General features: G+C 69.7%; 14 protein-coding genes. 3 read left to right on the top strand and 11 right to left on the bottom strand.

The annotated features are described in order from the left end of the window. Nucleotides 1-33: 33 nt before the first annotated feature. Both MRBLWH13_RS11685 and MRBLWH13_RS11690 read right to left on the bottom strand, forming a co-directional pair. Nucleotides 34-1,032 (bottom strand): NADP-dependent oxidoreductase, encoded by a 999-nt coding sequence (locus tag MRBLWH13_RS11685; protein WP_341955179.1) that lies wholly within the window; start codon nt 1,030-1,032, stop codon nt 34-36. Between the two features lie 31 nt (nt 1,033-1,063). Then, the gene (locus MRBLWH13_RS11690) at nt 1,064-1,777 is read right to left on the bottom strand and encodes an SDR family oxidoreductase (protein ID WP_341955180.1); all 714 of its coding nucleotides are present in this window, start codon (nt 1,775-1,777) and stop codon (nt 1,064-1,066) included. Between the two features lie 120 nt (nt 1,778-1,897). Between MRBLWH13_RS11690 and MRBLWH13_RS11695 the strand changes: the two genes are divergently transcribed. Beyond that, the gene (locus tag MRBLWH13_RS11695) at nt 1,898-2,500 is read left to right on the top strand and encodes a helix-turn-helix domain-containing protein (protein WP_341955181.1); all 603 of its coding nucleotides are present in this window, start codon (nt 1,898-1,900) and stop codon (nt 2,498-2,500) included. A 37-nt stretch (nt 2,501-2,537) separates the two neighbouring features. Here MRBLWH13_RS11695 and MRBLWH13_RS11700 read toward each other — a convergent pair whose 3' ends face one another. The 5 genes from MRBLWH13_RS11700 to MRBLWH13_RS11720 form a co-directional block, all read right to left on the bottom strand. Then, on the bottom strand, nt 2,538-3,959 hold the full coding sequence (locus MRBLWH13_RS11700; protein WP_341955182.1) for a DUF6716 putative glycosyltransferase: 1,422 nt from the start codon (nt 3,957-3,959) through the stop codon (nt 2,538-2,540). A gap of 40 nt (nt 3,960-3,999) precedes the next feature. Further along, nucleotides 4,000-4,872, bottom strand: coding sequence for an N-acetylneuraminate synthase family protein (locus tag MRBLWH13_RS11705; RefSeq protein ID WP_341955183.1), 873 nt, complete (start codon nt 4,870-4,872; stop codon nt 4,000-4,002). An 85-nt stretch (nt 4,873-4,957) separates the two neighbouring features. Continuing rightward, a complete protein-coding gene (locus MRBLWH13_RS11710) occupies nt 4,958-6,157 on the bottom strand; it encodes an acylneuraminate cytidylyltransferase (protein ID WP_341955184.1) in 1,200 nt (399 codons plus the stop codon). 24 nt (nt 6,158-6,181) lie between these two features. Then, on the bottom strand, nt 6,182-7,540 hold the full coding sequence (locus tag MRBLWH13_RS11715) for a polysialyltransferase family glycosyltransferase (protein WP_341955185.1): 1,359 nt from the start codon (nt 7,538-7,540) through the stop codon (nt 6,182-6,184). Further along, nucleotides 7,537-8,517 carry a glycosyltransferase family 2 protein gene (locus tag MRBLWH13_RS11720; RefSeq protein ID WP_341955186.1) on the bottom strand — a complete coding sequence of 327 codons (981 nt, stop codon included), beginning with the start codon at nt 8,515-8,517 and terminating at the stop codon, nt 7,537-7,539. Before MRBLWH13_RS11720 ends, MRBLWH13_RS11715 begins: the two co-directional genes overlap by 4 nt. A gap of 155 nt (nt 8,518-8,672) precedes the next feature. Between MRBLWH13_RS11720 and MRBLWH13_RS11725 the strand changes: the two genes are divergently transcribed. Further along, the gene (locus MRBLWH13_RS11725; protein WP_341955187.1) at nt 8,673-9,584 is read left to right on the top strand and encodes a hypothetical protein; all 912 of its coding nucleotides are present in this window, start codon (nt 8,673-8,675) and stop codon (nt 9,582-9,584) included. Between the two features lie 37 nt (nt 9,585-9,621). Next, entirely contained in the window at nt 9,622-9,930 is a 309-nt protein-coding gene (locus MRBLWH13_RS11730) for a DUF4229 domain-containing protein (protein ID WP_341955188.1), read from the top strand. Between the two features lies 1 nt (nt 9,931). Here MRBLWH13_RS11730 and MRBLWH13_RS11735 read toward each other — a convergent pair whose 3' ends face one another. The 4 genes from MRBLWH13_RS11735 to MRBLWH13_RS11750 form a co-directional block, all read right to left on the bottom strand. Further along, on the bottom strand, nt 9,932-10,909 hold the full coding sequence (locus MRBLWH13_RS11735; protein ID WP_341955189.1) for a 1,4-dihydroxy-2-naphthoate polyprenyltransferase: 978 nt from the start codon (nt 10,907-10,909) through the stop codon (nt 9,932-9,934). A 50-nt stretch (nt 10,910-10,959) separates the two neighbouring features. Continuing rightward, entirely contained in the window at nt 10,960-11,607 is a 648-nt protein-coding gene (locus MRBLWH13_RS11740) for a dihydrofolate reductase family protein (RefSeq protein WP_341958298.1), read from the bottom strand. Between the two features lie 32 nt (nt 11,608-11,639). Beyond that, the gene (locus tag MRBLWH13_RS11745) at nt 11,640-11,930 is read right to left on the bottom strand and encodes a DUF4287 domain-containing protein (RefSeq protein WP_341955190.1); all 291 of its coding nucleotides are present in this window, start codon (nt 11,928-11,930) and stop codon (nt 11,640-11,642) included. Nucleotides 11,931-12,025: 95 nt separating this feature from the next. After that, nucleotides 12,026-12,496: an Lrp/AsnC family transcriptional regulator gene (locus tag MRBLWH13_RS11750; RefSeq protein WP_341955191.1), complete on the bottom strand. Its 471-nt coding sequence runs from the start codon at nt 12,494-12,496 to the stop codon at nt 12,026-12,028. Between the last annotated feature and the right edge of the window lie 21 nt (nt 12,497-12,517).

Here is a 12,517-nt window from a genome sequence, read left to right on the forward strand (position 1 = left end):
TCGGGCCGGAGGCGCAGAGCCGGGGCGCCTCGTTCAGGCCTCGAGCGTGGCCACGATCTTGCCCCGTCCGCCACTGGACGCGAGGTCGGCGAGGGCCGCCGGGATCTGCTCGAACGGATAGGTCTTCGAGACGACGGGCGTGATCACCCCGTCATCCACCAGCGACGCGATGGTGCTCAGTTGCGCACCATCGGCCCGCATGAACAGGAACTCGTAGGCGACCCCGAGTCGCTTCGCCTGGCGCCGGATCTTTCGACTCAGCGCGGCGATCGCGATCCGCACCACGGCGTTCAGCTCCTTGCGCTTGGCGAACGCGGGGTCGGGCGGTCCCGAGATGCCGATCGCGAGGCCGCCGGGCCTCAGTACCCGCAGCGACCTCTCGAGATTCTCGCCGCCGAGGCTGTCGAGCACGAGGTCGTAATCCGACGGCACCTCTTCGAAGTCCTCGGTGCGGTAGTCGATCACGACGTCGGCACCCAGGCGGCGGACGAAATCGGCGTTCGCCGCGCTCGCCGTCGTGGCGACCGTGGCTCCGAGATGCTTCGCGAGCTGGATCGCGATCGAGCCGACGCCGCCCGCACCCGCGTGGATCAGGACCTTCTGACCGGGCTCGACCCGCCCCCGCTCGACCAGCGCCTGCCAGGCGGTGAGCGCCACGAGCGGGAGCGACGCGGCCTCCGCCGCCGTGATGCGCGTCGGCACGAGTGCGAGATCCGACTCGGCGACCGCGACGCGTTCGGCGAACGCCCCCATGCGGCGCTCGTCGGGCCGGGCGAACACCCGATCGCCCGGGCGGAAGGACTCGACGAGCCCGCCCACGCGGATCACGGTGCCGGCGACGTCGTTGCCGAGGATGACAGGCAGCGAGTAGGGCAGGATCTGCGCGAACTCCCCCAGGCGGATCTTCTCGTCGAGCTGGTTGAGCCCCACGGCCTCCACCCGGATCAGGACGTCTCGGTCACCGATCTCGGGTTCGGCGACCTCCCTCAGCTCGAGTGGCTGCGTGTACTTCGTGAGCACGAACGCGCGCATGGTCGTTCTCCTTCACTCTCAGGCGTGGAGGTCAGACGGCCGAGGTGCGCAGCTGCGGATAGACCGCGTCGAGCGGCGCGCTGAGACCTGCCTTGAGCTGCACCGAGATCTCATCCGCGAGCACCTCGTACTCGCCCCGCTCTGTCGCGTCGAGGATCGCCCGCACGAGGTCGGCCGGGTCGGTCTTGGGGTCGGAGACGTGCTCGGCCATGGCCGTGTCGACGTAGCCGACGTGCACGCCGACGACGTGCACGCCCGCGGGCGCCAGCTCGAGACGCAGCGAGTTGGTCGCCGACCACAGCGCCGCCTTCGTGGCGCTGTAGATGCCCCCGACCGCGAACCACGCGAGGGCCGAATGGATGTCGATGACCGTGGCTCCGTCGCGGCCCGAGAGCAGCGGGGCGTAAGCACGTGTCAGGAACAGCGGGCCGAGGAAGTTGGTCTCGACGTTGCGGCGGATCTCGTCGTCGGTATGCGTGAGGATACCCGCCGTCGGCACGGAGGCGCCGGCGTTGTTGATCAGCACGGTCACGTCGGATGCCGCCTCCACGGCATCGCGGATGGACTGCGCATCGGTGACGTCGAGCGTCAGCGGCACGATCCGCGCGTCTTCCCACTCGCGCGGCGTGCGGGCGCTGGCGTAGACCTTCGCAGCTCCCCGTTCGAGCGCCTGGTGCACGAACTGGGTGCCGATACCTCCGTTCGCGCCTGTGACGAGGACGACAGCTCCGTTGAGTGAAGGCATGGACCGCTCTTTCTTCTTTACGACTTCTTCTTGCGACAATGAGGGACATCGCTGAGCGTGTGCACTGGCGACTCCAGTCATAACCGACTGTACTCAGTTTCTATTCCGAGAGGATCCCGCATGTCGAGCCAAGCCGTACCTCTCGGGCGACGCGAGCGGAACAAGCAGCAGAAACTCGAGCGGATCACCGCGGCCGCAGCCGAGCTCTTCACCGCCCACGGCATCGACGACGTCACGACTCAGCAGATCGCCGAGAAGGCGGACGTCGGCACAGGGACGCTCTTCCTCTACGCCAAGACGAAGGGCGAACTGCTTCTGCTCGTGCAGAACGCGCACTACGCCATGGCGCTGGACAGCGGACGAACGGCGGCCGCGGCGACGGATGACACCCTCGACGCGACCATGGCCCTTCTCCGCCCGATCATCGAGTGCAATCGGGTGCAGGTCGAGAACGGCCGCACCTACCTCCGCGAGATGGTGTTCGGCAACCCGGCCGACGCGCACCACGCCGAGGCCCTGCGGATCGTCGGCGAGACCGAGGCGGCACTGACCGGCATCCTGAGCCGCGATCCGCGGATCGACGCGCACCGCGCCCCGATACTCGCCCGCATCGTCTCGGCCGCGATGTTCGTCACCATGGCGGCGAGCGTCAACGCCGAAGCGAGTATCGACGAGATCGCCGACGATGTCAGGACCCAGGTCGGCGCACTGCTCGATCGGTGAGATCGGCGCTCAGCGCTTAGAGCTCAGCGCCTAGAGCTCAGCGCCTGATCGAGTCGTGGAACGGGTTCGGCTCGAGCGTGATGTCGGTCGATGCATCCGCCCAGGTGCCGCCGTCGATCGGCGCGCGTCCGCGACGGAGGGCTGCGATCGCCTTCGTCGCGGGGGCCCCGATCGCCAGAGCAGCCGCACCGCCGAGCGTACGATCCTCCGAACCCAGCACGCTCGCACGGTGCCACGCCTCGTGCATCGCTCCTCCCCGTGCGGCGGGTACTCGCCTGGCAGGCAGCGCACCGGCACGGCGCAGCGCCACGAGCTGCTCGACGTGCTCCCACCAGGTCGACTCGACCGAGGGATGGAAGTAGTTGTCGCGCAGCCAGTCGGGGTGGGGATGCCGGAATCGACCGGCCACGACCTCGTTGCGTCCACCGAGCAGACCGCTGCCGACGAACACCGTATTGAGCAGGCTCTTGCTGACTCCGAACGAGTCCAGCGCGATCACGGGCACACCGAGCGCCACGGCTTCGACGGCCGCTGTCGAGCTGACCGTGACGAGTCCGGCCGCCGTCGAGAGCGCGGCGGCCATCGAGGAGTACGAGACCACGAGGTTGTCGGGCAGCCGAGTGGGCAGCAGCTCGAGATACGGGTCGCGTTCGAGGTGGGTCTCGGACTCCCCCGGGCGTGAGCGCAGCTTGACGACGACTCGACGGTGAGGGTCGGCCTCGGCAGCCCGCACGAGGGTCGCGGCGATCTCCGCACGGTCGTCCCGGCCGACCGGCACCAGCGCCTGCGCGGCGAACACGATGTCGGTCGCCGGCATCCGCACCGGGCGCTCCGGCTGCGGCTCCGAAGGTGTGGGCCGTTCGGCGACGAGCGTTCCCGACGTGCCGGCCTGGTCGGCGGAGAGCACCCGCGCCCGATCGGCGGAGAGCATCCGCGATCGAGACCGCGCGAACGGCAGCGTGGCGAGTGCCGTCGGAACCTGCACGCCGATGCGGCGACCCAGCTCGGCGAACGCCCGCTCCTCCCGATGCGAGTGCACGACGAGCAGGTCGGCATGGCGGCGGTACTCGAGGGCACCCCGCTGGGCGGGGATCGCCATTCCCGGCAGACCCGCGACGATCACCGGGCGGTGCGAGAGCGTGTCGACCAGGCGTCCCATCAGACGCACGAACGGCCCGCGCCCGGCGAGCAGGACGACGTCGGGACGCTGCCCCTCGAGCCACGCGGCAGCCTGGGCGAACCCGATGCGGGTGACGTCGTCTGACAGCATGCCGGTGCGGGTCAGCGCCGTGCGCTGCTGCTCGACACTGGCCGTCAGGGGCGTCTTCACCAGCAGCAGGTGCGGACGGATGCCCGGCACACTGCCGAGCAGCGACGCCGACCACTTCACGAACGAGTCGGCGTCGGCGATCGCGACGACCCGCAAACCGTCCGAACTGCTCCCGCGCATTCCGCTCATGCCCATTCCGCCCATGCCCGTTCTGCCCGTGCCGTTCCGGTCACGCCGGAACGCGACGCAGCTTCGCCATCGGCGCGCGCTCGCTGTCGAAGACGCGCTTGACGCCGTCGCCGAGGGCCGTCTCGATCACGCGGATGTCGCGCACGAGGTGCTCGAGGCCGGTCGGCTCGAGCGAGGCCGCGTGGTCCGACCCCCACATGGTGCGGTCGAGGGTGATATGACGCTCGACGGCGACGGCGCCGATCGCGACGGCCGCGAGCGAGATCTGCAGCCCGCGCTCGTGCCCCGAGTATCCGACCGGCACGCCGGGGTAGCGGTCGCGCAGCGTGGCGATCGCCCGGAGGTTGGCCTCTTCGGGCTCGAGGGGATACGTCGACGTGGCGTGCATGAGCACGACGCGGTCGGTGCCGAGCGTGGACAGGGCGCGGTCGATCTGCTCGATCGTCGACATCCCGGTCGACAGGATGATCGGCTTGCCGGTCTCGCGCAGCGCGACGAGCAGCTCGGTGTCGGTGAGGCTGGCCGAGGCGACCTTGTGCGCCACGACGTTGAGCTCTTCGAGGAACTCGACGCTGGGCACGTCCCAGGGCGAGGCGAACCAGTCGAGTCCGAGCATCGTGGCGTGGTCGCCGATCGCGATGTACTCGTCGCGGCCGAACTCGACGCGGCGGCGGTAGTCGAGGTAGCTCATGGTGCCCCAGGGCGTCTCGCGAGGCACGTCGCGCATGTGCTCGGGTGTGGAGATCTCGGGCGTGCGCTTCTGGAACTTCACGGCGTCGGCACCCGCCTTCGCGGCGACGTCGATCAGACGCTTGGCGATGTCGACGTCGCCGTTGTGGTTGAGGCCGATCTCCGCGATGAGATAGGCGGGGTGACCGCCGCCGATCACGCGTGAGCCGATGCTGACAGTCATGGTTCCTCCGGTCGTCGAAATGGCCTTCTCCCCTGAGTACGCGCCGGGGATGAACACCTGGAGACCTGTCGGTTACCGGGGTCGGTCAGGCAGGCAACACCCGTTCGATCAGCTCGCGCACGGCCCCGTGCCCGCCTGTGCGCCCCAGGACGACGCGTGCCGCCTCGCGCACGAGCGGATGCGCGTTCGCGACCGCGATCGGCCAGCCGACGATGCGCAGCGCCGGCAGGTCGTTGACGTCGTTGCCGAGGTACGCGATCTCACCGAGCGGGATGCCGTTCTCCTCCGCCCATCCGCGCAGCGCCGACTCCTTGTCGTCGATGCCGTGCAGCACCGGCACGCGGAGCTTGTCGGCCCGCGCGCGCACGACCGGGTTCACCTCGGTCGAGAGGATGAGCATCGGAATGCCGGCACGCCGCAGCAGCGACACCCCCATGCCGTCTTCCCGGCTCACCCGCACGCGCTCGACACCGTCGGCGTCGACGGTCGCGGTGTCGTCGGTGTGCACGCCGTCGAAGTCGGTCACGATCGCCCGCACCGGAATCCGCTCGCCCGTCTCGTGCAGGGCCGCGAGCGCCCGCGCGATCCGCAACTGCTGCTCGTCGTCGATCTCGATCGCGGTCCACTCGGGCACCTCGGCGATGCGGATGCGGCCGAAGAAGCGGTGTCTCGCCTCGCGGAAGCCGTCGGCTCGGAACACGTAGAACGCCCCCGTCTCGAGGAAGTGCGGCTCGCGGTCCTGACGCCGAGGGCGGTGGGTCGCGTCGTGGTTCAGCGCCACGGCCACCCCGGCATGCGCCTGCTCCGCGTCGGGCCGCGCCCACAGGAACCCGTAGGTCTCATGCGCCGAGAACACACTGTCCGCGCTGCCCGCGCGCACCTGGCGTACGGCGTCCGCGAGCGCACCGCTGGGGATGAATGGCGACGTCGCCTGCAGGAATGCCACCACATCGACCCCCTCACCCGACCTGTCGAGCTCGTCGAGCACGTGCAGGATCGCGCTCTCGGATGACGCCGTGTCACCGGAGATCTCGGCGGGCCGTCGCACGACCCGCGCCCCGGCGGCCGCGCTCACCGCGGCGATCTCGTCGTCGTCGGTCGACACGACCACCAGGTCGACGCCGTCGGCTGCCTGCGCACTGCGCACGGCCCGCTCGATCAGCGGCACGCCGCCGACCCGTCGCACGTTCTTGCGGGGCACACCCTTCGAGCCGCCCCGTGCCGGGATGATCGCGACCACCCGGGGTGCGACGTCCTCGTGGTTCTCTTCCGTGCTCGTGTTCATGTCCGTCTTCATGGTCGTCATCCCTCACCGTCCTCGCAGCGCGCGCCACGCGCGACCGATCCGTCGCCGCGCGCCCGACGCCGTCAGCCGCAGCTGTTCGACCCGACCGATTCCGCCGGCCGGACGCAGCGCACGGCGCACCACGGTCTCCGGCGGCGCACCCGGCAGACGCAGCTCGCCCAGCCGATCAGGAGCGAAGTACCTGTCGCGATCGGAGGGGCGGATGCTCGTCAGCAGCTCCTCCGCACGCCCGCGCAGGTGTCCCGCGACGACCGGCTGCATCGCGTAGCCGACCGCGTCGATCAGCAGCTGCATACGCTCGGGCTGCCGATACGGCGAGTCCCGCCGGGTGAGTGCATCGACGATGGTCGCAGGCACGCGGTTGCTGTTCTCATACGGGGTCAGCCGAGAGAGCACGGTCTCGGCACCGACCGCCTCGATCTCCATGCCGAACACCGCCTGCACCGTGGGCAGAGCGGTCGAGAACCCGGCGATGACGGCGCGCGCGTCGATCCGCTCGGCCAGCATCTCTGCAGCGAGCGCTCCGCGGTACTCGTGGAAGACGACCCCGCGCACCGCCGCCCGATCGCGCAGTGCATCGCTCAACCGAGGCGGTGCGGCAGGATGCGGCTTGAAGACGATGTGCGCGGGCCTGAGGTCCGCGGCACGGTCGATCATGCCGATCTGCAGAGAGATCTCCTCGCTCTCGCTCACGAGCCCGAGCGCCGCCAGATACTGGCCGAGGACGAGCACGGTCGACTCCCCCTCGAGCGTGCCGACGAGATCGGTCGTGTCATCCACTCCCTCTGCTGTCTCGGCGAGCACCGCGCGGAACAGGGCAGGAGAGACCGGCACCGGCGTCGCGGTGGGTGCGCCGACCAGCGGCGTCACCCCCGACACGACGTCGGCGTGCACGACGCGGCCGATCCGGGCGGTCACCGTGTGGGGCAGACGCACGCGCATGGGCGAGTAGGTCATCAGCCCGTCGCCGATGATCGTGAGCCTGGCGTGCGGGAAGAGCATCATCAGGGTGCGAGCGGGTGCGACCTGCGGGCTCTGCACCAGCACCTCGAGGTCGTCGCCGTCGAGACTCCAGGCACGCGTGATCAGCCTGCGCAGCAGCGGCAGATCGGCGGCATCCGGCTTCCACGAGCTCGGATGCAGCGGGCCGAGCAGTGCGTCCAGATCCTCGACCCTGTCGAACCGATCCCGAAGACTCGCCAGCTCCGGGTCGGCGAGGATGCCCACCGACGTCTCCGGCACCCGTGAGGACACGAACGGCACGAGGATGCGCTCGCCGTGCTCTCCGAGGAGTCCCCCGTCGAGCGCTGCCGCGGCCGTCACGAGTCCGTAAGCGCTGTGCAGTGCGAAGACCTGGGTCATGCGGCACGACCGACCGTGCGCAGCAGCGGGGCGAGCACGCGCCGCCGCGGGCCGTCGAGTCGCGCCAGCACCGCTGCAGACTCGGTCTCGGGCAGCCGTGCGAGCAGTCCGCGGATGCCCGCGCGCATCTCGGCGCGCAGAGACGGCGTCATCCGCCGTGCCCGCACGAGGTGCCGCGAGCTGAGCGCCAGCACTGTCCACACGGCCTTCGGGAGGAAGCGGTCCGCCTCGGCATCCGCCGCCGCGATGTCGAGCACCTCGTCCATGGCCCGCACGAAGTCGAGCTGCCGCCGATCGCGCACCTGGGTGAGCGAGGTCGACACCCCTCGGCGATAGAGCAGGGCGGGAGCATCGACCACCGCGAACGAGCGGGCCTGCAGGTGCAGGCGCCAGATCCAGGGGCGGTCCTCGGCGGTGAAGAGCCCGGGGGTGAACGCCGCGAGACCGTCGTCGATCAGGCGGCGGTGCAGGACCCCCGCCCACGCGAAGGGGTAGTCGACCATGGTCGGCTCGTTCTCGGGCAGGATCGCCTCGCGCGGCGAGCCCACCCGCTCGCGCCACGGGTACGGGGCCGGCACGAGGGTGCGCACGCCGGCCTTCACCGTCACATGATCCGTGCGCAGGAAGTCGCAGCCCAGGTCGCGCAGGCGACGCGTCAGTACGTCGAGCCGCTGCGGCTGCATCCAGTCGTCTCCGTCGAGGAAGCAGAAGGCATCGCCCTCGACGTGCGCGAGTCCCTGGTTGCGAGCGCTCGCAAGTCCGTGGGGCTGCGCGTTCTCGATGACGATCGAGTGCGGGAAGCGCTCGGCGTAGCGCCGCATCAGCGTGCCGGTGTCGTCGCGGGATCCGTCGTCGATCGCGACGAGCTTGAGCGCCCCCGGATCATCGAACTGGCGGGTCAGCGTCTCGAGCGTCGTGCCGATGTACGCACCCGCGTCCTTGGCGGGCAGGATGACGGTGACGAGCGGTGTGCGCACGGAACTCCCCCGGGTCGACGGTCTCGGCATGCTCGCAGGCGATCGTTGCCGGTCGGGGACGCGAGGGTGAACGCAGGGTGACGCGCGCCGATGCGTCCGCTGGGCGCGGGTACGGCGGATTCGCGCCTCGGTCTGCGATCGGCGACGATGGGTCAATGCTCTGGCCGTTCGGAACGACATGGCGCCCGGTGCGGCAGAAGCGCCGTGGCACCGTCGACCTGCGTTGGCTGAGCGCGCGCACCTGGACGCGCCGCTGGTATCCGCAGGGCATCGACCTCGGGCTGTGGCATGGCAGGCGCACCCTCGCCGTGAGTTGGTTCCGACAGCAGCTCGACGGGCACCACCTGGCCTCGAGGGTCGCGTTCGTCGACCTCGACCGCTCCCGCCACCTCGACGTGCTGCTCGCCGTCGAGGAGGACGGCGAGCTTCAGCCCGCGCGGATCCACGCCGGCGGCCTGGCCTGGTTCGACGACCGCCTCTTCGTCGCAGCGACCGGCAAGGGCATCTGGGAGTTCGATCTCGCCCGCATCCACCGCGTCCGAGGCGCGGACGCGCGACGCCTCGCGGGTGCCGGTGGGCGCGGCCTGCGCGCCACCGCACTCGTCGCGGTGCGCACCCGCGTGCATCCCGTCGACATCCGCTGCTCGTACCTCGGCCGTGTGTTCGACGACGACGGCACCCCGCTCCGCCGCGTCCTGATCGGCGAGTACACGAAGGACGACCAGGGGCGCGTCGCGGAGTTCTCCATCCCGGAGTCCGACGACGACGGTTTCCACGAGGAGAGCCGCTTCACCCCGGGCATCCGCCACATGCAGGGCGCGGTGCGTTGGGGCGATCGACACTTCATCTCGCAGTCCGACCGCTTGCACCCCGGCATCCTGTGGACCGGCGACCGCGACGCCCTGGTGCGCGACCGGGTGGCCCTCCCGGTCGGATGCGAGGACCTCGCCCTCGACCTCGACGCGAAGCTGCTGTGGTCCCTCGGGGAGCATCCGTGGCGCCGGGTGGTCCGCGGCATCCCGTTCGCTTCTCTCGGCCTCGGCGACGGACAGCGCTCGGACGGCTGACAGCAGACGCCTCAGATCGCGAACGTAGACTGTCCGGGTGAAGAATCGCGCCCCCTTCCTCGTCTACACCGTGCTCCGACTGCTGGCGTTCCTCGTGCCGCTCGCGATCCTGTGGTTCTTCTTCCCGATCTTCCGCGAGTTCTGGTGGCTGGCCGCGATCTTCGCCGCCCTCATCGGTGTCAGCATCTCGATGCTCTTCCTCCGTGCACCGCTGACCGACGCGTCGGCACGGCTGGTCGAGCGCCGAGGCGGACGCAGCGAGGCCGAGCAGGCCGACGCGGATGCCGAGGACGAGGCGATCGACGGCTCCGCAGCCGGCGACACCGCCATCCGCCGCGAAGACTGACTCAGCCGGCGAGCGCCCAGAAGAACGCGCCGGCGTAGAGCAGCGCGGTCAGCGACGTCAGCGCCAGCGCGATGACCAGCTCCTTCGACTGACGGTACGTCCAGACGATCAGGATCGCCGGGAGCCCCGAGAGCAGCGCCAGCAGCCCGATCCAGGCGATCGGGTACAGCAGCGCGATGAAGGCCAGGATGCCGAAGGGCGCCAGCACGAACAGCGTGAACAGCACCTGTGTCGCGCGCTTGCCGATCAGCACGGTCAGGGTGCGTTTGCCGACCACACGGTCCTGATCGATGTCGCGCAGGTTGTTGGCGAGCAGCACCGCGCAGGCGAACAGCCCTGCGGCGATGGCTCCGAGCCAGGCCTGCTGCGGCAGTGTGAAGGCCTGCACCCAGGTGGTGCCCAGCGTCGCCACGAGCCCGAAGAAGATGAAGACGAAGACCTCGCCGAGAGCGTTGTAGCCGTAGGGGCGCTTGCCGCCGGTGTAGAACCAGGCGGCGATGATGCAGGCCGCTCCGATCGCCAGCATCCACCACTGCTCCGTGCGGATGACGATCGCGACCCCGACCGCCGCGGCGAGGGCGAAGAACACGAGCGCGATGACGAGCACGGTGCGGGGCTTCACGCGACCCGACGCCGTGAGACGGGCGGGGCCGACGCGCACCGCATCCGTTCCGCGGATGCCGTCGCTGTAGTCGTTCGCGAAGTTGACGCCGATCTGCAGCAGCACCGCGACCGCGAGGCACGCGAGGGCGATGACCCAGTGGAACTCCGGCCCCGTGCTGCGCGCGGCACCGGTGCCGATCACGACCGGCGCGATCGCGAGAGGAAGGGTGCGCACTCGAGCGGCGCCGATCCAGTCGCCGACCGTGACAGGCCCCGCCTCGATGACGGGTCGCTGGGCCGGGTTGCCGCTCGCCCGCTTCGCGGGGTTGCCGCTCACACGGGTCGGATTCTTCTTGCGCTTCGAGGATGCTGCCACGCAGGGAATCCTACTGGGGCACGCGATGGACGCCTGCGCCGTCGTGGCCGTCAGTCGCGACGGAACGTCAGGTGCGTGACACCGGACTCGGCGACCTCCGACTCGACGTCGTAGCCGTTCTCGATGCCTCGGAGCCCGTCCCAGATGCGCTCACCGCTGCCCAGCACGAGCGGAGCGACGGCGAGATGCACCCGGTCGACCAGTCCTGCGCGAAGGAACTGCCGCACGACGTCGATGCCGCCGCCGATGCGCACGTCGTCGCTGCCCGCCGCATCGATCGCACGCGACAGGATCTCTTCCGGCGCCGCATCGACGAAGTGGAAGACCGTGCCGTTCGCGAACTCGATCGAGTCGCGGCGAGTGTGCGTGAGAACGAAGACCGGCACATGAAAGGGCGGCTCATCGCCCCACCAGCCGCGCCACTGCGGGTCATCCGGATTCTGGTGCAGACCGAACATGCCCGCGCCCATGATCTCGGCGCCGATGCCTTCGAAGTACGCGTGGGCGTACTTCTCGTCGACCCCCGTCGTGCCGGCGCCCGAGTCGTCGCCCAGAACACGGGTGCGGAACGTGCGCGTGGCCGCATACGCCGCGACCAGACGCGGCCAGTCATCCCCGAACGGCTTCTCGGGTGTCTGATCGGTGGTGGTCGCGAATCCGTCGAGGGAGACGTTGAGATCGACGCGGACTGCCATGATGCTCTCTCTTCTGCAGGTGCCGGGTGACGCGATCAGGCGTTCGGGTTGCTGTCTTTGCCGTCGAGCCAGAGGGTGTCGGACGCATCACCGTGCGCACCGCCCTTGCCGACGTGCTTGTCACTGATCTTCGGCCCTTTGAGGATCACGTGCACCATCGCCTGGGCATGGCCGTGACCGAGGTTGTACTCCCCTTTGAGCCAGTTGAGCACGACCGTCGACTTCGTGGTCTCGTCGAACCCCTGTTCTTTGGCGAGCTCGATGAACTGTCGAGGGGTGAGGCCGGTCTGGGTCTCGACCTTGTCGAGATAAGCCTGGAAGGACATGGATGCTCCTGGGAGTCTGCACTGGCGGTGGGATCCTCTGCGGCGAGAGATCTGTCACAGTATGGCCCGCGCGACGCCGTTCTTCCAGAGTGCGATCAGACCTCGACCGATGGCTCCGGTGCGACGGCGATGATCGGCCTGTGCTCGTAGTAGGTCTGCAGCACGACCGTGGTACGGGTGCTCACGTTCGCGGCCAGGCGGATGTCGCGGACGAGCTCTTCGAGCGCGCGGGGCGAGGCGACCCGCACGAACAGCATGTAGCTCGCGTCGCCGGCGATCGAGTGGCACGCCTCGATCGCATCGAGGTGCTCGAGGAGCTCGGGGGCGTTGTCGGGCTGAGCCGGGTCGAGAGGGGTGATCTCGATGAACGCCGAGAGCGGGGTGCCGACCAGTTCGGGGTCGAGGATCGCGCGGTATCCGGTGATGACCCCGCGGGTCTCGAGGCGGCGGAGTCGCGACTGCACGGCCGAGACCGAGAGGCCCACGGCTTCCGACAGCTGAGACAGCGTCGCCCGCCCGTCTCGAGAGATCGCGGCCAGGATCGCGCGGTCGACAGAATCATCCATAGATGTAAGATTATCGTCAGG

The organism is Microbacterium sp. LWH13-1.2, assembly GCF_038397735.1.
Taxonomy (GTDB): Bacteria; Actinomycetota; Actinomycetes; order Actinomycetales; family Microbacteriaceae; genus Microbacterium.